This is a genomic window from Pseudarthrobacter equi (assembly GCF_900105535.1).
Taxonomy (GTDB): Bacteria; Actinomycetota; Actinomycetes; order Actinomycetales; family Micrococcaceae; genus Arthrobacter; species Arthrobacter equi.
Genome location: NZ_LT629779.1, coordinates 2,929,958 through 2,951,625, shown reverse-complemented (window position 1 = coordinate 2,951,625; position 21,668 = coordinate 2,929,958). Strand labels below are relative to the sequence as shown.

Annotated in this window: 18 protein-coding genes and 1 tRNA gene; 7 read left to right on the top strand and 12 right to left on the bottom strand. The window is 67.1% G+C overall.

Translation table 11 applies throughout. The features are described 5' to 3' along the window. Positions 1-74 precede the first annotated feature (74 nt). Both BLT71_RS13300 and BLT71_RS13295 read right to left on the bottom strand, forming a co-directional pair. Positions 75-902 carry an alpha/beta fold hydrolase gene (locus BLT71_RS13300; protein WP_091721072.1) on the bottom strand — a complete coding sequence of 276 codons (828 nt, stop codon included), beginning with the start codon at positions 900-902 and terminating at the stop codon, positions 75-77. Positions 903-1,010: 108 nt separating this feature from the next. Further along, on the bottom strand, positions 1,011-2,390 hold the full coding sequence (locus BLT71_RS13295; RefSeq protein WP_091721069.1) for an amino acid permease: 1,380 nt from the start codon (positions 2,388-2,390) through the stop codon (positions 1,011-1,013). Between the two features lie 237 nt (positions 2,391-2,627). Here BLT71_RS13295 and BLT71_RS13290 point away from each other — a divergent pair, with 237 nt between their 5' ends. Genes BLT71_RS13290 through BLT71_RS13270 form a run of 5 tightly spaced genes read left to right on the top strand, consistent with a single transcriptional unit; the run spans position 2,628 to position 8,330 of the window. Further along, a complete protein-coding gene (locus BLT71_RS13290; RefSeq protein WP_091724014.1) occupies positions 2,628-3,338 on the top strand; it encodes an NUDIX hydrolase in 711 nt (236 codons plus the stop codon). Beyond that, entirely contained in the window at positions 3,335-4,636 is a 1,302-nt protein-coding gene (gene nadA, locus BLT71_RS13285; protein ID WP_091721067.1) for a quinolinate synthase NadA, read from the top strand. Before BLT71_RS13290 ends, nadA begins: the two co-directional genes overlap by 4 nt. Beyond that, positions 4,636-6,267 carry an L-aspartate oxidase gene (gene nadB, locus BLT71_RS13280; RefSeq protein WP_091721064.1) on the top strand — a complete coding sequence of 544 codons (1,632 nt, stop codon included), beginning with the start codon at positions 4,636-4,638 and terminating at the stop codon, positions 6,265-6,267. Before nadA ends, nadB begins: the two co-directional genes overlap by 1 nt. After that, positions 6,260-7,168: a carboxylating nicotinate-nucleotide diphosphorylase gene (gene nadC, locus BLT71_RS13275; protein WP_091721061.1), complete on the top strand. Its 909-nt coding sequence runs from the start codon at positions 6,260-6,262 to the stop codon at positions 7,166-7,168. The genes nadB and nadC overlap by 8 nt, the downstream gene beginning before the upstream one ends. Before the next feature lie 4 nt (positions 7,169-7,172). Continuing rightward, positions 7,173-8,330, top strand: a complete 1,158-nt coding sequence (locus tag BLT71_RS13270) for a cysteine desulfurase family protein (RefSeq protein WP_091721040.1) — start codon at positions 7,173-7,175, stop codon at positions 8,328-8,330. A 13-nt stretch (positions 8,331-8,343) separates the two neighbouring features. Here BLT71_RS13270 and BLT71_RS13265 read toward each other — a convergent pair whose 3' ends face one another. Then, positions 8,344-8,835, bottom strand: coding sequence for a GtrA family protein (locus BLT71_RS13265; protein ID WP_091721037.1), 492 nt, complete (start codon positions 8,833-8,835; stop codon positions 8,344-8,346). A gap of 101 nt (positions 8,836-8,936) precedes the next feature. Continuing rightward, positions 8,937-9,599: a DUF1684 domain-containing protein gene (locus BLT71_RS13260; RefSeq protein WP_091721034.1), complete on the bottom strand. Its 663-nt coding sequence runs from the start codon at positions 9,597-9,599 to the stop codon at positions 8,937-8,939. 245 nt (positions 9,600-9,844) lie between these two features. Between BLT71_RS13260 and BLT71_RS13255 the strand changes: the two genes are divergently transcribed. Together BLT71_RS13255 and BLT71_RS13250 are read left to right on the top strand one after the other, a co-directional pair. Beyond that, positions 9,845-10,708 (top strand): hypothetical protein, encoded by an 864-nt coding sequence (locus tag BLT71_RS13255; RefSeq protein ID WP_091721031.1) that lies wholly within the window; start codon positions 9,845-9,847, stop codon positions 10,706-10,708. A gap of 70 nt (positions 10,709-10,778) precedes the next feature. Then, on the top strand, positions 10,779-11,585 hold the full coding sequence (locus tag BLT71_RS13250; RefSeq protein WP_091721028.1) for a transglutaminase-like domain-containing protein: 807 nt from the start codon (positions 10,779-10,781) through the stop codon (positions 11,583-11,585). Positions 11,586-11,636: 51 nt separating this feature from the next. Here BLT71_RS13250 and BLT71_RS13245 read toward each other — a convergent pair whose 3' ends face one another. The 8 genes from BLT71_RS13245 to bcp form a co-directional block, all read right to left on the bottom strand. Continuing rightward, positions 11,637-12,104 carry a MarR family winged helix-turn-helix transcriptional regulator gene (locus BLT71_RS13245; RefSeq protein ID WP_091721026.1) on the bottom strand — a complete coding sequence of 156 codons (468 nt, stop codon included), beginning with the start codon at positions 12,102-12,104 and terminating at the stop codon, positions 11,637-11,639. Next, the gene (locus tag BLT71_RS13240) at positions 12,104-13,213 is read right to left on the bottom strand and encodes an LLM class flavin-dependent oxidoreductase (RefSeq protein WP_015937467.1); all 1,110 of its coding nucleotides are present in this window, start codon (positions 13,211-13,213) and stop codon (positions 12,104-12,106) included. Before BLT71_RS13240 ends, BLT71_RS13245 begins: the two co-directional genes overlap by 1 nt. Before the next feature lie 115 nt (positions 13,214-13,328). Beyond that, positions 13,329-16,556, bottom strand: coding sequence for an efflux RND transporter permease subunit (locus tag BLT71_RS13235; RefSeq protein WP_091721023.1), 3,228 nt, complete (start codon positions 16,554-16,556; stop codon positions 13,329-13,331). 63 nt (positions 16,557-16,619) lie between these two features. Next, positions 16,620-18,122, bottom strand: a complete 1,503-nt coding sequence (locus tag BLT71_RS13230; RefSeq protein ID WP_056085253.1) for a malate:quinone oxidoreductase — start codon at positions 18,120-18,122, stop codon at positions 16,620-16,622. A gap of 79 nt (positions 18,123-18,201) precedes the next feature. Further along, entirely contained in the window at positions 18,202-19,872 is a 1,671-nt protein-coding gene (locus BLT71_RS13225) for an ABC transporter substrate-binding protein (RefSeq protein WP_231994290.1), read from the bottom strand. A gap of 181 nt (positions 19,873-20,053) precedes the next feature. Then, positions 20,054-20,743 (bottom strand): fasciclin domain-containing protein, encoded by a 690-nt coding sequence (locus BLT71_RS13220; RefSeq protein WP_056085259.1) that lies wholly within the window; start codon positions 20,741-20,743, stop codon positions 20,054-20,056. Positions 20,744-20,961: 218 nt separating this feature from the next. Next, positions 20,962-21,043, bottom strand: a tRNA-Leu gene (locus BLT71_RS13215). 93 nt (positions 21,044-21,136) lie between these two features. Beyond that, positions 21,137-21,610 carry a thioredoxin-dependent thiol peroxidase gene (bcp, locus tag BLT71_RS13210; protein WP_056085261.1) on the bottom strand — a complete coding sequence of 158 codons (474 nt, stop codon included), beginning with the start codon at positions 21,608-21,610 and terminating at the stop codon, positions 21,137-21,139. Positions 21,611-21,668: the final 58 nt, after the last annotated feature.

Genomic DNA, 21,668 nt, shown 5'->3' with positions numbered 1-21,668 from the left:
CCTGTGATTCCAGCCTACCGCTGGGCGCCGCCGGGATATTCAGGGTGCCGGCATGATCCGGGGTGCTGGAATCCTCAGACCGCCAGGAAGGCGATAGCCGCCTGTTTGAAGGCCCTGCTGGTGACGGCATTGGTATGGTTCCGGCCCGACAGGACGAGCTGTTCAGCCATGCCCCCGGTACTGTTGGCCAGCTCGGCGAGCTTGGGGAGGCTGCCGATCCGTTCATCCTGGTCGCCGGCCACCAGGAGCATTGGCACGTGGGGGACCGCTTCGGCGGGGTCATAGGGCTCGGCCTTGATGGCCTCGACAAGGGTGAGCAACGCAAAGATGTTGTTGGTGGGCAGCAGCAGCGCCATCTTCAGCAGTTGCGCGGTGGACCCGTCGGCGATCGGCGTGCCGTCGGCCAGGTAATCCTGGGCGGCCGTCAGGTCGAACTCGGCCAGCGGATCGGAGATGTTGGGTCCGCCAAGCACCAGGCGGTGGACGATCTCGGGCTGGGTGGAGGCAAACTCCCACGCCAGCCGCGATCCCAGGGAGTAGCCGACGAGGTCGAGCCCGCTGGAAGGATCGCCGTCCTGCAGTGGCCGGACGCCGGCGTCGAACGCTGTCTGCAGCAGATCGGCGCGGATGCGGCTGGGGGAGTACGAATCACGGTCCTCCGGCGCGCCGCTGCGGCCGTGGCCGGGCAGGTCCACCGTGATCACGCGGCGGCCCGCCTCCAGGAGGGCGCCCACCCAGCCGGTGTCTTCCCAGTTGAGTTTCCCCGAGGAGGAGAAGCCGTGCAGCAGCAGGACCGGCCGCAACCCGGCATCGTCAGCGGGGTCATGCACCGCCACGAACAGTTGGGGGTCCGTGCCCTCCACAGTGTGCGCATGCTGTTGGCCGGTGTGCCTGCCGCTCATGGTGTCAGTCCTCATCAACTCGAACACGGTGGCGGGGGTCCGCACGGATCGTGCGGCGCCGCCGAAGGTACTAGCCACTCTACCGGCCGGGCTGCCGGGTTTTTCAAGTCACTCGGACGGGCGGCGGCGGCCCTGGATCCGGGCGCCTGCGGCGCAGGCCAAGGCAATTCCCGCGATCAACGCAAACGTGCTGAACAGCTGCACCCGGCTCTCCTGGGCGCTGAAGCCCACCGCAAAGATCAGGCCCAGCAGGACAAGCCCCAGGACGGTCAGGGCGGGGAAACCCTTCATCTTCAGTGGAAGCGGTGTGCCGTCGCGTGCGGCGCGGCGCCGCAGGATCAGCTGGGACACCAGGGCACTTCCCCACACCACCAGGCAGGTTGAACCCACCAGCTGGAAAAGCGCGGGAAGGACCTTGTCCGGGAAGAGCAGTTCCAGCACGGTGGCCACGAAACCGAAGGCCACCGATACGGCCACGGCCAGCATCGGCACGCTGGCCCCGCTGAGCCGTGTCAGGAACTGCGGGGCTTCGCCGCGTTCCGCGAGCGAGTAGGCCATCCGGGAGGCGCCGTACAGATTGGCGTTGAGTGCGGACAGGAGGGCGACGACGGCCACCAGGGTGATCGTCGTTGCCGCACCGGGGATCCGGGCGGCGTCCAGGACGCCGGCGAAGGGGGACGCCAGGCTTTCGGAGGTGGCCGGAAGGACCGCAGCGATGACGAACACGGAGCCGATGTAGAAAACGAGGATGCGCCAGACCACCGTGCGGATGGCCCTGCCCACGCTGCGCTCGGGGTCCTGGGTCTCGGCAGCGGCGACCGAAACGATCTCCGTGCCGCCGAACGCAAAGATCACTACGAACAGTGCGGCGGCCACCCCGCCGAGGCCCTGCGGGGCGAAATCGGAGCTGATGTTGGACAGTCCCGGCGACGTGACGGCGGGGAGGAAGCCCAGCAGGAGGGCGGCGCCGACTGCCAGGAATAGCACGATCGCGGCCACCTTGAGGATGGCGAACCAGAATTCGAACTCACCGAAGTTCCGCACCCCGGCGAGGTTGATCGCGGTGAACGCCACCATGAAGGCAAGTGCCAGGGCCCAGACCGGAACCACGGGCCACACAGAGTACAGGAGCCCGGCGGCGCCAAGGGCCTCGGCGGCGATGACCACCACCAGCTGCAGCCACCACAGCCAGCCGATGGTGGCGCCGGCGGTCCGCCCCAGCGCGCGTTCGGCGTACACGGAGAAGGCGCCGCTGTTGGGGTTCGCGGCGGCCATCTCACCCAGTGCCCACATCACCAGGATGATCAGCGTGCCCGCCACGAGGTAGGACAGCAGGACGGCGGGGCCGGCAGCCTGCACCCCGGCTCCGGAGCCGAGGAACAGCCCGGCGCCGATGGCGCTGCCCAGGCCCATCATGGTGAGCTGGCGGGGTTTCATGGTGTGGCCCAGGTGGCGTTCCGGGCGTACGGATGCGGACTTCGTCGTCATGGTGCGGTTGAACCTTCTTGGGGTTTGGCGTGATGTTCCTCGTGGGACCTCTTGAATTTACTCCCTTCGCCGGGAGCGCGCCCACCGGGCCGGCCCGGTGGGCGCCCGGCCGCGTCAGCAGAAACATTTCCCATCGGGCCCCGCGTGGCCGTAGAATTAGTTCAGGTCAAAATGACTATAACTAGCGCGGCGCCCTGAGGGTGCCGTGTGGCTAATGGAACGAAAGGCGGTGTGGCCATGTTCTCCAGTTCGGCAAACGTCTCCGAACGCCAGGCCGCGCCGCCGTCGCTGGCAATCTCGACAGTCATTTTCGCGCTCCGCCCGAGTGAGACCTCCGGGCGGCCCACCCTGTGGCTGCCGCTGGTCAGGCGCATCCGTGAGCCCTTCAAGGGCCTGTGGGCGCTTCCCGGCGGCCCGCTGTCGCATGACGCGTCGCTGCAGGACGCAGCGTCGCGGAACCTCCGGGACACCACCGGGCTGGCACCGAGCTACCTCGAGCAGCTGTACGCCTTCGGCGGGCTGCACCGGTCACCCTCCCAGCGCGTGGTGTCCATCGTGTACTGGGCCCTGGTCCAGCCCACGGAAGCGGCGCTCGCTGACGAATCCGAGAACGTCAGGTGGTTCCGGGCGGACCGGCTGGGCGAGCTCGCCTTCGACCACAACGCGATCGTGGACTACGCCCTCTGGCGGCTGCGCAACAAACTCGCCTACGGCTCAGTGGCCTACCACCTGCTCGGCGAATACTTCACCCTGGCACAGGTCCGCGAAGTCTATGAGGCAGTCCTGGACCGCCAGCTGGACCCGGCCAACTTCCGCCGCCAGCTCAAGGCAACACCGGAAATCGAAGAAACCGGCGAATACCTGCAGGGTGGCAAGCACCGCCCGCCACGCCTCTACCGCTACACCGGCCGCCCCGGCCTCGACCCAGACAACAGGAGCACACCATGAGCAGCGTCAACACAGCCATCCAGCTGATCACGCGCGAGCAGGCTGAAAATGGTGCTGCCCGCGGCAGCACCTGCAGCCCTGCCCTTGCCAAGGGGCCGTGGGACTACGACCTCGCCGAAGCCCTGGCCGGCATCCCCGCCTACGGTCCCGGTGCCTCCAGCGCGGACGTTGCCCCGGCGGCAACCCCCCGGCAGGGCCAGTTGCCGGAGGAGTACAAGCGCGCCACTGACGCGGAGCTCGCCCGGCGGATCACCGCGGCCAAAGCCACCCTGGGCGACCGGGCTGTCATCCTGGGCCACTTCTACCAGCGGGATGAAGTCATCCAGTACGCGGACTTCGTGGGTGACTCCTTCCAGCTCGCCAACGCCGCCCTCACCAAGCCGGAGGCTGAAGCCATCATCTTCTGCGGCGTGCACTTCATGGCGGAGACGGCGGACATCCTGTCCACGCCGGAACAGGCCGTGATCCTGCCCAACCTGGCCGCCGGCTGCTCCATGGCGGACATGGCCGACGCCGATTCCGTAGCGGAGTGCTGGGAGCAGCTTGAGGAGATCTTCGGAACCGAGCCCGACGCCGACGGCAGGGTTCCGGTCATCCCCGTCACTTACATGAACTCCTCCGCAGCCCTCAAGGCTTTCTGCGGCGAGCACGGCGGCATCGTCTGCACGTCCTCGAATGCGAAGACGGTCCTGGAATGGGCCTTCGAGCGGGGCCAGCGGGTGCTCTTCTTCCCGGACCAGCACCTGGGGCGCAACACCGCCAAGGCCCTGGGCGTTCCCCTGGAGCAGATGCCCATGTGGAACCCGCGCAAGGACCTGGGCGGCAACGCAGAACAGCAGCTGCTGGACTCCAGGGTCATCCTGTGGCACGGGTTCTGCTCCGTGCACAAGCGTTTCAGCGTGGCCCAGATCGAGCAGGCCCGGGCAGAGCACCCGGGTGTCCAGGTCATCGTCCACCCCGAATGCCCCATGGAAGTGGTGGACGCCGCCGACTCCGCTGGTTCCACCGACTTCATCAAGAAGGCCATTGCCGCCGCCACCGAGCCCATCACGTTCGCCATCGGCACCGAAATCAACATGGTGAACAGGCTCGCCGCCGAATACCCGCAGCACACCATCTTCTGCCTGGACCCGGTGATCTGCCCCTGCTCCACCATGTACCGGATCCACCCCGGCTACCTGGCCTGGGTCCTGGAGGAACTGGTGGCCGGACGGGTGGTCAACCGCATCACCGTTGCCGACGCCGTCCAGGCCAACGCCCGCACAGCCCTTGAGCGCATGCTCGCCGCGAGGCCCTGATGAGCCGCCGGCTTGTCATCGTCGGCAGCGGCATCGCCGGGCTGTACGCCGCCCTGCTGGCATCCGACGCCGGTGCGGACGTGGTGCTGCTGACCAAGGGCAGCCTCGAACACAGCAACACCTGGTACGCCCAGGGCGGCATTTCGGCGGTACTGCCTGAACCGGCCCCGGGCGACACCGTGGCCGCCCACATCGCAGACACCCTGCGCGCGGGGGCGGGGCACTGTAACGAGGCCGCCGTCCGGCTGATGTGCACCGAGGCCGGCAGCGACATTGCCGCGCTCCAGCAGTTCGGCGTCCGGTTTGATGCAGGGCCCGACGGCGGGCCTGCCCTCGGACTCGAGGCTGCACACAGTGCTCCCCGCATCCTGCACGCCGGCGGCGACGCCACCGGTGCCCGTACCGCCGGCGCGCTGATCGGCGCCGTGCTGGCACGGGCAGCCCGGGGGACGCTCACCATCCACACCCACGCCCACACCACCGCCCTGAAGGAGCACAACGGGCGGGTGACCGGTGTGGAATACCTGCAGGACGGGACGCTCCGGTCCCTGGCCGCCGACGCCGTCCTGCTGGCTACCGGGGGAGCGGGCCGGCTGTTCGGCCAAACCACTAACCCAGCTGTGGCCACCGGAGACGGCCTGGCGCTCGCCGTCCGCGCCGGGGCCGCTCCCGCAGACCTCGAATTCTTCCAGTTCCACCCCACCTGCCTGGTGGCCGCCGCCACTCCCCGGCCCCACCGGCTGGACGGGCCATTGCTGATCTCCGAAGCCGTCAGGGGCGAAGGCGCCGTCCTGGTGGACGCGGGTGGCCGCCGCTTCACGAAGGCCTACCACCCGGACGCCGAACTGGCCCCCCGCGACGTCGTCTCACGCAGCATCGCCCTGCACCTTGCCAAGCTCGGAAACCCCGGCGGCCATGTCTACCTTGACGCCAGGCCCATCGAGCAAGACCACGGTGCAGGCTTCCTGGGCCGGCGTTTCCCCACCCTGACCCGGAAAACCCTGGACGCCGGTATCGACTGGACCCGGGAACTGGTCCCGGTTGCCCCGGCAGCGCACTACTGGATGGGCGGCATCGCCACCGACCTCCACGCCCGCACCAGCATCCCCGGGCTCTACGCCGCAGGGGAGGTTGCGTGCACCGGAGTCCAAGGGGCAAACCGGCTGGCCAGCAACTCCCTCCTCGAAGGGCTCGTCTTTGGCCGCCGCGCTGTTGAAGACTTCCTGGAAGGCAGTTCCGCAGATCCCTCGGTGCCTGCGCTCACACCTCGCTCAGGTGCGCCAGTCGGGAGTGGGCCGTGCAGCAGCGGAGGGGGCGAGAGCCGGACTGAACCCTTTTCCCGCGAGGCTCTTCGGTCGTTGATGACGTCGCATGCCGGGGTGTTGAGGTCCGGGGAACTGTTGGCCGGGGCTGCCGGCACCCTGGCGCGCTGGGCCGCCGTCGTGCGCCCCGATGCGGTGCCTGGCTCCGCGGACCCTGCCGTGCATGAAGACCGCAACCTGCTCCTGGCCGCGCAGCTGCTGGTGTCCGCCGCCCTGGCGCGGCGCGACTCACTGGGCGCCCACTACCGCAGCGACGAAACTCTCGAGACCATCCCACTCCGGCCGAAAGCGAGCCTCTCCCATGACTGAACCCACCGTGATTGAGCACACCCGCACAAACACCGGCCCCACTCTGCCGCAGGCACCCGTCCGCGACATCCTCGAGCGTGCCTTCGCGGAGGACGCGCCGGCCGGTGACATCACTTCCCAGGTGCTTATCCCCGCCCAGGCCCGCGCCACGGCCGTGCTGAACGCCCGGGTGCCCGGCGTCTTCAGCGGCGCCACGGTCTTCCGGGACGCCATGCAGCTGGTGGACCCGGCCACGGAGGTGGACCTGCTGGTGCAGGACGGGCAGGCGTTCGACGCCGGCACTCACCTGGCCCGCGTCAGCGGAACGGCGCGTTCGGTACTGCTCGCCGAACGCGTGGCCCTCAACCTGGTCCAGCGGATGTCCGCCATCGCCACCAGGACCGCCGAGTTCGTCCGGCTCGCTGAAGGAACGCAGGCGCAAATCACCGACACCCGCAAGACCACCCCCGGGCTGCGGATCCTCGAGCGGTTCGCCGTGCGCTGCGGCGGGGGAGCGAACCACCGCTACAGCCTCTCGGACGCCGTGCTCGCCAAGGACAACCACCTGGCAGTCATGACCGGCGGCGACCCCGCCAAACTCACCGGACTCCTCCTGGCGGCGAAGGCCCAGCTGGGCCACACCACGCACTTCGAAGTGGAGGTGGACCGGATGGACCAGATCGAACCCGTCCTCGCCGCCGGGGTGGACACCATCATGCTCGACAACTTCAGCCTCGATGAGCTGCGTGCAGGGGTTGCCCAGGTGGCCGGACGGGCCCGCGTGGAAGCCAGCGGCAACGTGAACCTGGGCACCGTCGCCGCGATCGCCGCCACCGGCGTGGATGTCATCTCCATCGGCGCCCTCACCCACACTGTCGCCGCCCTGGACCTCGGCCTGGACGTGGAACTGACCGTCGGGTGAAGCCATGATCTTCCTTGACGCCGCCGCCACCACACCCGTCCGCCGCGAAGTGCTGGAGGCCATCTGGCCCTACCTGACCGGCGACTTCGGCAACCCCTCAAGCCACCACAGCCTGGGGGAGTCGGCGGCTGCCGCGCTCGCGGGTGCCCGGGCCTCCGTGGCAGCGGTCCTGGGGTGCAGGCCCGGCGAGCTGGTCTTCACCTCAGGCGGCACCGAGGCGGACAACCTTGCCGTCAAGGGCATTGCCCTGGCCCGGCAGGCTGCGAACCCCGCCCTGAACCGTGTGGTGATCAGCGCCGTCGAGCATCCCGCCGTGGAGGAATCCGCCAGGTACCTTGAACGCTTCCACGGCTTCTCCATTGACGTGGTTCCCGTGGACGCGACCGGACAGGTGACGCCGGAAGCGCTGCTGCCGCTGCTCCGGCCGGAAACGGCGCTGGTAAGCATCATGTACGCCAACAACGAGGTGGGTACAGTCCAGCCCATCCCGGCGCTCGCGGAGCTGGCCCGCGGCCGCGGCATCCCCTTCCACACAGACGCCGTCCAGGCGGCGGGATGGCTGCCGCTGGACACCGCTGCCCTCGGCGTGGACGCCCTCAGCATCTCCGGCCATAAGCTCGGCGCCCCCAAGGGCTGCGGCCTGCTTTACATCAGGGGCCGGGTCCGCTTGGAACCTGTGCTCCACGGCGGCGGCCAGGAACGCGGACGCCGGTCCGGCACCGAAAACGTCGCAGGTGCCGTGGGCCTCGCCACCGCACTGTCCCTGGCGCAGGCCGCACAGCATGAACAGGCCGGGCGGGTCTCGCGGCTGAGGGACGCATTCATTGACGCCGTGCTTACCGGAGTGCCGGAGGCCATCCTCACCGGGCACCCCACGGACCGGCTGCCCTCGGTGGCGTCCTTCTGCTTTCCCGGCACCAGCGGCGAATCGGTCCTGTTGGAACTCGAACGCCAGGGTGTGGTGTGTTCCAGCGGATCTGCCTGCGCGGCGGGTTCGGATGAACCCTCTGCCGTGCTGTCGGCCCTGGGCATTTCCCGCGAGGTGGCGCAGACGGCGGTCCGCTTCAGCTTCGACGCGGCGGTAACTGGCGAAGACCTGGATACCGCGGCCAAAGCCGTGTGCTCGGCCGTGGCCGGAGTGAGGTCACTCGGCACCAACTGATCCGGTGGACCGGTTAGCGGTGCCGGGCCCGGCGGAAAATCCAGTGGCGGAGCAGCGTGAACCGGACCGCCGTGGCCAGGAACCCGGACAGGGTGGTGGTCAGCAGCTCGTCCCCCACAGTGGCGTCCGGATTGATCCAGTGCAGCACGCCCAGGCTGCCTCCGGTGATCAGCAGTGCCACGGCGATCACCACCAGCCCGTTCAGGTGGTCGCTGGCCCGGCGCTGGGTCCCGGAGATCTTGAACGTCAGCCGCCGGTTCAGCGCGGTGTTCAGCAGCGAAGTCAGGACCAGGGCAACGGCGTTCGCCGGTTGCGGCCCGATCCACGGCCGGAGCAGCGCGTAAAGCGCCAGGGATGCGCCCGTGCAGATGATCCCTACACCCGAGAAGCGAAGAAGTTGCCGGACCACCGGAAACCGCAGGATTCCGCGGCGGCGCAGGGCGGCCGGCCTGCGGCGGGCGTCCTGCAGCTCCTGGACGGCTGCCGGCGCGCTGGTGGAATCCATCCGTCCACCCTGCCATACCGGGAGCACCGTCCCGGTTCAGTCCGTGGGCGCGGCGTTGTGTTTGGTGCCGGCGGGCAGGCGGCGCCCGGGTTCCTGAAGCGTCAGTAAAGCTCGCCGGCGGGGATTTCCACGGCCAGCCGGTTTGAGGGGCCGGGCAGCGGGCACGCCCAGGCGTCGTTGTACGCGCAGGACGGGTTGTAGGCAAAGTTGAAGTCCAGGACAAAGGTGGCGTCCGGGCCGGAGCCCTGCACACCGTGGAACGCACCCTTGATGGTGTCCAGCAGGTACCTGCCGGCCCCATAGGTGCCGCCCGGCCGGCCCGCCGTGGCGTCACGGAACGGCACGAAGATGCCGCCGCCGTATCCCTTGAGCTTCCACACGGCCAACTGCCCCATCTCGGGAAGGTCGAAGGTGCCCAGGCGGACAAAGTTGACCACGCCGTCAGTGCCCGTTTCCACGCTCATTTCCCGGCCTGCGCCCTCCTTGGTGAGGGGAACATGGAACCGGTAGATGGGATCGTAGTCAGCAGTCTTCAACCCGGAGAACTGCGCCTTGTCCGCCGGCGACAGCGCCGAGGCCGGGTGCGTGGCAAACATCAGGTCACGCTGATGGCGCCAGTACGAATGCGCTTCCGCCGGGTTATCGGCGGCGATCCGGCGCACATTGTCGTAAAGGTTGAAGGTCCGTAACCTCCAGTCGGCGATGTCGACGGCGGACATTTCCGCCAGGTTCTCTTCGTCCATGCCCTGCTGCCCGTACGCCATATCCCCAGCCTAGCCGCACTGCCGCGTACGGAAGGCGCAGCGCACGACGACGGCACCTCCTGCGGTTCGATGGCTGCGGTGCGGTGCGGTGCGGTGCGGCGCGGTGCAGTGCGGCGCGGTGCAGTGCGGCGCGGAGCAGCGGGGTGCGGTGCAGCGGGGTGCGGTGCACGCGCGGTCCACACCCGGCACCGGGAAACGCCACGCGCCTGGGCGGCGGTGCAGCCCGGCGCGGATAGGCTGGCTGCATGGAAGCCAGGGGAACAGCAGCAGCACCGGCGCGGGGCCCGGCCAGGTCGGGGTCCCTGGTGGTCCTGACGGTGGTTGCCCTGCTGGTTACCGGGTGCAGCGGCCCGCAGGCCGGCGGAACCGGTTCGGGCTGGACCGCGCAGGCGGATCCCTCCAGCGGTGCCGCGGGTGCGTCAACCACGGCGCAGGCGGGCACCTCGACATCGGGTGGCGCGCCGGGACCGTCCGGTGAAGCCGGCGCCTCCGGCACTGCCTCAGCCGAACCCCGGCCGGCGGCTACCGCCGCGGCGTGGAAGACTTTCGCCGATCCTGCCAGGACGGTCAGCTTTGAACTTCCCCAGGACTGGATCGCCCAATCAGTCCAGCCCGAGGACGGCACCCTTCCGGGGGCGTTGAAGATCGAGGTGAAGAAGCCCGACGGGACCTTCATGGCCGCGCTGCGGACCGGCCTGCCGCCGTCGTCCGCCGAATGCCCCGAAGGTTCGCGACGGCCCTACACGGTGATCAGCAGCGTTCCCGCGTCCCCGGGCGCCTCCGCCGGGTCCGGCGAAGGCACCATCCCGCCCCGGGTGGTCTTCCGCGTAATCCAGGGCTACCGCTACTTCGGCTCCTACGGGATCACCAACGTGGTGGGCGGCACCGGAAACCAGGCCTGCGAACTGCGCAACACCGTCCGCGGGCCGGCGGGCAAAGGTGACTGGTCCTTCGGCGACCTGGTGGCGCTGAGGGCGTTTGCGCCGGATGAAAAAGTGGCGCCCGCCAAAGCTTTCGACACCCTTGGCGCGGCGGCCGCGTACGCCGGGGAAAGCCCGGACTTTGCCAATGTCCAGCGGATGCTAATGTCGCTGGAGATCAAAAACTAGTCCCGTTGCCGGCCCCCACAGGGCGCCCAGGCACGGCACTGCTTTCCAACGCCGACACCCCCGGAGATTCATGGAACGCTCTGTTTCCGCACGCCTGGCCTTCCGCACCGCGGCCAACACCAAGGTGGCCATGGCCATTGCCGCCGCCAGGAACAACGGATACTCGTCCTTCGAGGAATCCCTGTCGGTGCTGGCGGGCGGTGAGGAAGTCCCGCTGACGGAAATCTCCGACCACCACGGCGGCCGGTTCCACTACATGGAGTTCGCCGAACCCACCGATGTCACTGTCGAGTACTCAGCTACAGTGGCCGGCCGCGCCGAGCCGGAGGGTGCCACGCTGGCGGAACAGATCCGCTACGTCCGGCCCAGCCGGTATGCCGAATCTGACCGGCTCCTCCCCACCGCCTACGCGGAATTCGGGGGACTGCACGGGGAAGAACTTGTCCAGGCCGTCAGGAACTGGGTCTACGGGGAACTCCGGTACATCAGCGGTTCGTCCCGTGGCACAGACGGCGCCGTGGAAACACTGCTGCACCGCCGCGGAGTATGCCGGGATTTCGCACACCTGGCCATCGCGCTGCTGCGGTCCAAGGATGTCCCCGCACGGCTCGCCGCGGTCTACGCGCCGGGGCTGTCGCCCATGGATTTCCATGCCGTGGCAGAGGCCTACGTTAACTGCGCATGGCGCATCATCGACCCCACGGGGCTGGCCCCGCGGGAGTCGATGCTGCGCATCACGGCCGGCCGTGATTCGTCCGACACTGCGTTCCTGTCCACGGTGGGCGGAAGCCTGACACTCAACCAGCTCCGTGTCACCGCAGTGGTCAACGGCATGTTGCCGGCAGAGGACCCTGCCGCGCTGGTGGCGCTGGGCTGACCTGTCCCCGGCCGGTTCAAGCCCGGCCGGTTCAGGTCCCGCCCGGCGCTCCTATCGCGGCTGCTGGCCCAGTGAGTTCCGGAGCTTGTCCGTGAGCCGGCGCAGTTCCTTTTGCTCGTCGGGGGTCAGCGCCGGCGCCACCAGGGCAGAGATGTCGCGGACGTGCTCCCGGCCGATCTCCTTCTGGAGCTCCCGGCCTTCGTCGGTGAGCTTAAGCAGCACACCCCTGCCGTCCTCCGGGGCGGGCATCCGCGCCACGAGGCCGCGCTTTTCCAGCCGCTCCACCAGCCGGCTCAGGCTGGACTGGCTGAGCAGGACGTTGTCGTTGAGCTCGTTCAGCCGGAGCCAGCCCGACGGGCAGCGTGACAGCGTGAACAGGACATCGTACTCATTCACCGCCAGTTTCCGGAATGCCGGGCCGGACTGCAGCCTGCGCATCACGGCTACCTGCGCCCGGAACAGTGACTCCCAGGTTTCCGCTGCGAGCCGGACGGGGGACGTGGATTGGCTGGTTGCCATTACGCCTCCGCCGTGGCCTTTTCGGCGTCCTGGGCTGCCAGGTGCGCCGCGACGCGGGATGCGTGGGTGGGTGCGTCCGGCACGTGCGCGGGCTTGCGGTCCGCGTACTCCTTGCGGAGGACCGGCAGGACTTCCTCGCCAAACAAGTCCAGCTGCTCAAGGACCGTCTTGAGCGGGAGGCCGGCGTGGTCGATCAGGAACAGCTGGCGCTGGTAGTCACCGAAATGCTCGCGGAAGCTCAGGGTCTTCTCGATGACTTCCTGCGGGCTGCCCACGGTCAGCGGGGTCTGCGACGTGAAGTCCTCCAGTGAGGGTCCGTGGCCGTACACCGGGGCGTTGTCGAAGTAGGGACGGAATTCCTTCACAGCGTCCTGCGAGTTCTTCCTCATGAAGAACTGGCCGCCGAGGCCCACGATTGCCTGGTCCGCGGTGCCGTGGCCGTAGTGCTCGTACCGCTCGCGGTAGAGCCCGATCAACTGCTGGTAGTGCTCCTTGGGCCAGAAGATGTTGTTGGCGAAGAACCCGTCACCGAAGTAGGCCGCCACCTCGGCGATCTGCGGTGTGCGGATGGAACCGTGCCACACAAAGGGGGCCACGCCGTCGAGCGGGCGCGGGGTGGAGGTGAAATTCTGCAGCGGGGTGCGGAACTTACCGGACCAGTTGACGGTGTCCTCATCCCACAGCTTGCGCAGCAGGCTGTAGTTCTCGATGGCCAGCTCCACGCCGTCCTGGATGTTCTTTCCGAACCACGGGTAGACCGGGGCGGTGTTGCCGCGGCCCAGCACCAGGTCCACGCGCCCATCGGACAGGTGCTGGAGCATGGCGAAATCCTCGGCGATCTTCACGGGATCGTTCGTGGTGATCAGCGTGGTTGCCGTGGACAGGGTGATCCGCTCGGTCTGCGCGGCGATGTAGGCGAGGGTGGTGGTGGGGGAGGATGAGAAGAAGGGCCGGTTGTGGTGCTCGCCCAGGGCGTAGACATCCATGCCGATCTCTTCGACTTTCCTGGCGATGGCCACCGAGGCCTTGATGCGTTCGTTCTCGGTGGGGGTGCGGCCCGTGGTGGGGTCCGTAGTGATGTCGCTGACGCTGAAAACACCGAACTGCATGATGTGCCCTTCCGTTTCATGGACTTGCTGGCTTGGTTCCAGTGTAGTCCAAATTAGATGCATTTGCATCTATCGCCGGATACAACGCATCCAGGCGGGATTTATTCCGTTTTTGTCAGTCGGGGCTGCCGGGCGCCGCGCGGCGTCCGCTGACCCTCGGCACATCGCCGGCGGTCCAGTCGCGGAACTCGGCATCGACGTCGGCCGCCTGCTCGAATTCCGGCTGTGCCTGCAGGTCGCGGAGGAGCGCCCTCCGTTCGCGCCGGCCCTCCACGAGCCGGTACAGGACAGGAACGAGGACCAGGGTCAGGGCCGTGGAAGAAACCAGGCCGCCGATCACCACCACGGCCAGCGGCTGGGAAATGAAGCCGCCACCGCCGGTGAGTCCCATCGCCATCGGAGTCAGCGCGAAAACTGTTGCCAGTGCCGTCATCAGGATGGGCCGGAGGCGTTGCCGGGCACCGTGGGTGATGGCGTCCGCGACGTTCATTCCCGGCGAGGTTGTTCCGCCAGGGCCGGTTCGCGGCTGCCGGTACTGGTTGATGAGGTCGATCAGCACGATGGCGTTGGTGACCACGATTCCCACCAGCATCAGCATGCCAATCAGCGATGGCAGCCCCAGGGGGACGCCGGTGACCAGCAGCAGGGCAACGGCTCCTGTGGCGGCAAACGGCACGGACACCAGCAGGATCAGGGGCTGGACCAGGGACTTGAAGGTGGCCACCATGATGACGTACACGATGGCGATCGCGGCCAGCAGCGCCAGCTCCAGCTGCCGGAAGGACTCTGCCTGCTGCGTGGTGGCCCCGCCGATCTCAGCGGTTACACCCGCAGGCAGCTCGACGCCTGCCAGGCGCCCCTGCACCTCGGTGCTGACGGCACCCAGGTTGGACCCCGACGGCGTCACGGACACCTTCGCGGTGCGCTGGCCGTTGCTGGCCGTGATGGACACCGGAATATCCACCTGTTCCACGGACGCAATGCTGCCCAGGGTGACAGGCCTTCCGGCGGCCGGCAGCGGGATGTTCCGGACGGCGTCGATGCTGGTGAACCTGGTTCCCTGGCCGATCCTCACAGGGAAGTCGTTGGTGTCGATCCGGACAGTGCCGGCGGGGACCGGGCTGATGGTGGCTGCAAGGACTCCCGCCACCTGCTCCTCATTCAGGCCCGCCGCCACTGCCTTGGCCCGGTCCACCTTGACCTGGACCACCGGCTGGCTCGCGGCGAGGTTGGTTTCCACCTCGCTGGTGCCGGGTACTCCGGTCATGGCCTTGACCATGGCGTCGCTGGCTGCCTGTAGGTCCAGGGTGCTGGCAGCCTTAAGGGTGATGTCCACGGTGGAGGACGTGCCGAAGCCGCCCTGCTGGGTTCCCACGGAGACTTTGCCGGAGTCCGGAACCTTGGCCAGTTCAGTGCGGACGGTTTCCTGCAGCCGGTCCTGGTCCGCCTTCTCATCCGTCACTACCGTGAAGGTTGAATTCGACGAGCCGGAGGACACCAGGGCAGCGAACCCGGCCTGCGCATTGCCGGAGGTGACCTGAACGTCCTTGATGCCGTCGATTCCGCGGAGGACCTCTTCGAGGCGGACGGCCGCGGCACTGGTGTCCGCCAGGCTGGTGCCGGCTGGAAGCACCTGGCGTACTGTCAGGCTGTTCTGGCCGGAGTTGCCCAGCAGGTTGGTGGCCAGCAGCGGTGTCATCGCTCCCGTTGCGCCCAGCACGAGGACTGCGGCCACCAGGGTCAGCACGGGGTGTTTCTGCGTCTTGGTGAGGATGGGCAGGTAGCCGCGCTGGAGCCGGCCGCGCTGTTCCTTCTCCTGCGCCGCTGCCCGGGCAGCCTCGGCGTCCGTGCGCCCGCCTGCACCGGACGGCGAGGGGCTCTTGAGGAACCAGTAAGCCAGCACCGGAACGATGGTCAGCGACACCAGCAGGGACGCCAGCAGTGCGATGGTCACCGTCAGGGCGAACGGCCTGAACAGCTCGCCGGCCAGTTCACCCACGAAGGCAATGGGCAGGAACACGGCCACCGTGGTGAGGGTGGACGCGGTGATGGCCCCTGCCACTTCACGGATGGCGGTGAGGATGGCAGTGACCTTGTCCTCGCCGTAGGTGAGGTGCCGCTTAATGTTTTCGATCACGACGATGGAGTCGTCCACCACGCGGCCGATGGCAATGGTGAGGGCGCCGAGGGTGAGGATGTTCAGGGAATAGCCGGTAGCCGAGAGCCCAATGAACGTGATGAGCAGGGACAGCGGGATGGATACCGCTGTCACCAGGGTGGAGCGGGCCGACATCAGGAAGACCAGGATGACCGCCACGGCGAATCCCAGTCCCAGGAGGCCCTCGGTGGTGAGGTCCTTGATGGACTTTTCAATGAAGGGCGCCTGGTCGAAGACCGGGGTGAATGTGGCGTTGGAGCCGAGCTCCGTTGCCAGCTCGTCCAGGCTGTCCCGCACTGCGTGGGAGATGGCCACCGTGTCGCCTTCGGGCTTTTTGGTGACGGACACCGCGAGGGTTTCTGCTCCATTGGTCCGGGTGATGGACGTGCGTTCGTCGTCCTTGATGGCGACGTCGGCCACGGATCCGATGGTGGCCCCGTCCTTGGCGCCGGACACCGGGAGGGCCTTGACGGCGTCAAGTGAGTCGACCGGACTGCCGATCTGCAGCGAGAGCGTCTTGCCCTGCTCCTCCAGCGTGCCGGCCGGAACCAGGGCTCCGTTGTTGGAGAGCGTGTCGCGGAGGGAAGCGATGGTGGCACCGGACGCAGCCATCGCCTCGGGGCGCGGAAGGATCTCGATGTGCTGGGTAGCGCCGCCAGTGACATCGGCGCCGCGGACGCCGTCGATTTTCTGCAGCCGGGGAACGCTGAGCCGCTGGAGGTCGGTGTTGAGTTCGCTGAGCGGCTTGTCCGAGGACACCGCCAGGAAGACGATCGGGAAATCGCTGATGCTCCCGGCGATGGCCTGCGGCTGGACGTCAGCCGGCAGGGTGCGCTTGGCGTTGGAGATGGCCCGGTCGATCTGGTTCCGTGCCCGGTCCAGGTTGGAACCGTAGGTGAACACCATCGTGATCTGCGAAACGCCGTTGCGGGACGTGGAGGAGGTGGATTCCAGCCCCTCCACGCCGTTCAGGGCCGTTTCCAGCGGGCCGCTGACCTGCTTGTCCACCACCTCAGGCGAGGCCCCCGGCATGGAGGTCAGCACGGTGATCTGCGGGAACTCAATGGATGGGATGAGTTCCTGCTTCAGCGACGACATGGTGATCACGCCGAAGACCGAAGCGAAGATGGTGATCAGCGCGATCAGCGCCCGGTTCGCCAGTGAAAGGTGTGCCAGCCGAAACATCGATGGTCTCCTGGAAGGGTTAGTGACTGGATCCCGGTAAGCCAGCCACTGGCCCCGGCAGGGTCAGTTGCTGGCGGAAACACTCTCCAGCTGAAGGGACTTGGCAGTTGCCCGTTCAAGCTCGGCGGCGAGCTCGGGATTCTCATCCAGCTTCACACCGTAACCGGGCATCATGTCCTTCAGCTTGCCCTGCCAGCCCTTGAAGTTCTTGGGGAACGTCTTCTGCAGCAGTTCGATCATGATGGGAACAGCGGTGGAGGCTCCGGGTGAGGCTCCCAGCAGCGCGCCGATGGAACCGTCGCGGCCGGCAATCACTTCAGTACCGAACTGGAGGATGCCGCCCTTTTGCGGATCCTTCTTGATGATCTGTACACGCTGGCCGGCCGTGATCAGTTCCCAGTCGCCGTCCTTGGCTTCGGGGTAGTACTCCCGGAGCGCTTCAACCTTGTCACCGTGGCGCTTGGCCACTTCCTTGACCAGGTAGGCGGTGAGGTCCATGTTGTCCTTGGCTACCGCCAGCATCGGAATGATGTTGCCGGGCCGGATGGACAACGGCAGGTCGAGGTAGGAACCGTTCTTGAGGAAGTTGGTGGAGAACCCGGCGTACGGGCCAAACAGGAGGGACCGCTTGCCGTTGACGTAACGGGTGTCCAGGTGCGGGACGGACATGGGCGGGGCGCCCACCGACGCCTGGCCGTAGACCTTGGCGCTGTGCTGGGCGGCGATGGTCTCGTCCGTGCAGCGGAAGAACTGGCCGGAGACGGGGAACCCGCCGTAGCCCTTGCTCTCCGGGATGCCGGAGGCCTGGAGCAGGTGCAGGGCACCGCCGCCGGCGCCGACGAAGACAAACTTGGCGTGGATCCTGCCGTGCTCGCCGGACCTGGGGTGCTTCAGCGTCAGGTCCCAGCCGCCGTCGGACGCCTTGCTGATCCCGGTGACGTCGTGCCCGTAATTGATTTCGACGCCGTTGTTCCCGAGGTAGGTGGTCAGCTCGCGGGTGAGTGCACCGAAGTCGACGTCGGTGCCCTCGGCGGCGCGGGTGGCGGCGATCTTCTGCTGGGCGTTGCGGCCCTTGACGATCAGCGGCGCCCACTTGGCAATCTGGCCGTGGTCCTCCGAGTACTCCATGCTCCGGAACAGCGTGTGCGGCTTGAGGGCCTCGTAGCGGGTCTTCAGGAACCGGGCGTGGTCGTCGCCGATCACGAAGCTCATGTGCGGCACGGTGTTGATGAAGCCTTTGGGGGATCCGATCAGGTTCCCGTCCACCAGGTGGGACCAGAACTGGCGGGAGAGCTGGAACTGCTCATTGATCAGCAGTGCCTTGGCCGGGCTGACCGATCCGTCTTTGGCTGCGGGGGAGTAGTTGAGCTCACAGAGGGCCGCGTGGCCGGTTCCGGCGTTGTTCCAGGGGTCTGAGCTTTCGAGGCCGGGCTGGTCCAGCCGCTCGAACAGGGAGATGGTCCAGTCCGGTTCCAGCTGCTTGAGGAATGCCCCCAGCGTTGCGCTCATGATGCCGCCGCCAATCAGGACGACGTCGGCATGTTGGGTCTTGGAAATGAAGGTCACGATCAGTCTCCGATTGCAGCGGCTCTGGCTGTCACAGAATATCCCCGCCCTGCCGACATACTGAAATTGGCCCGGCCCGTCAAGGCTTTAATTGCACCTTCGTGAAAACTTCATTTAAGACCGGTGACGCAGGGTAGCTGACAACCCGGTCGGACAAAGCCAGCGCGGAGATGGGGAAAGCGATGGGGACTGCCGGGACGGTGGCAGCAATCTGGGCGTTGATGGTGTGATAGAGCTCATCACGGTCCTCACCCTCGGGCAGCCCCCGCGCACGGTTGATCTTGGAGAACACCTGCGGATCCTGGTAGCCGAACTCGCCGTTCTTCTCGCCGAACAGCGGCCCCACGAAGTTGTCTGCGTCCGAGTAGGAACCGTTCCAGCCCAAGAGGTGCAGGGCATGGTCGCCGGGTGACTGGACTTTCTGCAGGTAGCCGTCGGCCCAGTCCACGGGAACCGGCCGCACATTGATGCCGACGGCGGTGAGCTGCCGGCTGATCTCGGCGTACACCTTCTCGGGAGTAGGCAGGTAGGGGCGGGTGACGTTGAGCGGGTAGTAGAACTTCAGTTCCTCGCCGGCATAGCCCCCGTCCTTCAGGTATTCCTTTGCCTTCGCCGGATCGTGGCCAAGCTCGGGTGCGTCCTTGTTGAAGCCGCTGATCTTCGGCGGGACGAACTGGGTTGCCTTGGTGGTGTTGTCGATGAAGAACCTGCGGATCAGGGTCTCCTTGTCGATGGCCATCTCGATGGCCTGCCGGACCTTCTGGTTCTGCAGGACCGGGATGTCCTGGTTGATTCCCACGTACATGACCGAGAACGGGTCGCGCTGGACGATCTGCTTGCCGCGCTTCACCAGCTGGTCAAAGTTGCCCACGGTGACGGCGTCGTAACCGTCGATCCGGCCGTCGAGCAATGCCTGCAGCCGTGTTTGCGGGTGGTCGTAGGCCAGGAAATTGATGGTGGCAATCTGGCCCCGGTCACCCCAATAGGCCTTGTTGGTCAGCAGGGTGACGCTTTGGTCATCCCAGGAGCCAAAGCTGAAGGGCCCGGTACCCACTGGCGCGGTGGCAAAATCGGAAACGGGCCGCCCGGCGCGGTTCTGGTCCAGGACATCGGCTTTCCCCGCCGCCAGGGCTGCCGGGGAGGCAATGGCAAAGGCAGGCAGGGTCAGCGCCTGGAGAAAGGCCGTGAACCTTTGCGTGAGGTCGATCCGGACTGTGCCCTGGTCCACCGCCGTGCAGCTCTTGAAGATGGACAGCGCCGCTTCGTCGGAGTGCGCCTTGAAGACGCCCTTGAACGAGCTGCCGGGGGCCTGCCGCCGCAGCTCTGCGGGGAAGGCGAACCAGCGGTTGAAGTTCGTGCAGACGGCGTCGGCGTTGAAGGGGGTGCCGTCCTGGAAGGTGACACCGTCGCGCAGCTTAAAGGTGTAGCTGCGGCCCTCGTTGGACTCGGACCATTCGGTGGCGAGCAGGGGAGTGGGCTTGCCGGTGGTCTGGTCGACTCCCACCAGGCCTTCGAGGACCTGCCGGGTGATGCGCTGTGATTCGACGTCGCTGGAGAGCGCGGGGTCCAGGCCGAGCGGCTGGGCTGCCGTACCGAAGTTGAACGTCGCCGCCGGTTCGGCAGCGACCGCGGAGCTGGGGGAATCCGACGACGGCGAGGGGGACGGTGCGTTGGTGCACGAGGTCACACCCCAGGCCAGGAGCGCGGCGCCGGCAGTGAGGACCGTTCGCCGCGATGTACTTCTGGTCACCCGTTTATCACCCCTGGATCGTGGATCTCCGCCGCCTGCGGACCGGGTCCAGTCTAGCCGCCGCCACCGGGCCGGCGCGGGCGGTGACCGCCGCCGGGCGGGTACAGGTCCAACGCGCTGAAGCCGGGCCCGCTCACAGCGGGCCCAGCTTCAACGTTTTGGGCCGGAAATCCGGCATTGCCTACTTGGGCATCAGCACCGAATCGACCAGGTAAACGGTGGCGTTCTTGGTCTTGACGCCGCCGCAGATCACGTTGGCATCGTCAACCTTGAGGTTGTCGCCGCTGCCCGTTACGGTCACGGAGCCGCCCTGGACAGTTGCGTGCGTGCCAGCGATCATGTCGGGCGTGATCTGGCCGGGAACCACGTGGTAGGTCAGGATCTTGCTCAACAGGGCGTCGTCGGTCTTCAGTGTCTCGATGGTGGCGGGGTCGATCTTGGCGAAGGCGTCGTCAACCGGGGCGAAGACCGTGAATTCACCGCCGTTGAGCGTGTCAACCAGATCCACCTTCGGGTTCAGCTTTCCCGAAACCGCAGCGGTGAGGGTGGTCAGGATCGGGTTGTTCGAAGCCGCGACGGCGACGGGGTCAAGGGCCATGCCCTGGACCGATCCGGCGCCGGTGGGTACCTTCTCGGCGTAGCCGGCGCAGCCCGGGCCCACCAGGTTTGCCGCCGGGTCCATGGCGCCGGCGGAGGCGCTGGCAGTGGAGCTTGCGGACGGCGACGCGGCCATGCTGGAGGCCGACGGCTCCGCCGAGGGGGCGGACGAGGATCCGGAGGTGCTTCCGGAGCCGCCACACGCGGTCAGGCTAAGCAGCGCGGCTGCTGCAACGCCTGCGACCGTGAAAGTTGTGCGCTTGATTGTCTGCATTGCGTTCTCCTTGTTTGTTGTGGGCCGGCCGCCGACTGGATGTCTGCGGAAGTGGTGCTGATCCGGCTGGTGGGCACCTGCACTGTGGCTGGCGTCTCACAGTGCATTCGGGCGGCAGGTCCATCCGGATGGGCGGTTCGGGAAAGTTTTTCAGGGGTCCACCTGCTGAAACACAAAAATCCCCCGGCCGAAGCCAGGGGATTCCCGTATTTACTGAGTGCGCAAGGGGGGACTTGAACCCCCACGCCCGAAGGCACAGGAACCTAAATCCTGCGTGTCTGCCAATTTCACCACTCGCGCCCGGCACCGCTGCGCTGCGTAAAAAAATGCCCACGACGGCGGATGCCAGCTTCCATTGTAGCGGTGCGCATGTGCACCGCCCGGTGCCACCCGTCAGGCGTCGAGCTTCAGGTCCCGCCGCAGCTTGGCAACGTGGCCGGTGGCCCGGACGTTGTACTGCGCCAGTGCTACCTTGCCGTCGGGGTCAACCACGATGGTGGAGCGGATGAGCCCCTGGTAGGTCTTGCCGTAGTTCTTCTTTTCACCCCACGCGCCGTAGGCCTCCGCCACGGCGTGGTCCTCATCCGAAAGCAGGGGGAAGGTCAGTTCTTCCGCCGCAGCGAATTTAGCGAGCTTCTCCACCGGGTCCGGGGAGATTCCCACCACGTCGTATCCGGCGGACTGGAGGGACGCCAGGCTGTCCCGGAAATCGCAGGCTTCCTTGGTGCAGCCCGGCGTGGCAGCTGCCGGATAGAAGTACACAACTGTGTTCCGGCCCGAGCCGGGGGAGAGGGAAACATCGTTGCCCGTTGCATCCTTGAGCGTGAATCCGGGCGCGTCGTCGCCGGTAACGAGTCTTTCAGCCATTGTTTTTCTCCTTGTTGCGGGCGGGACACAACAGCCTAATAAGCAGCGGAAGCCAGCG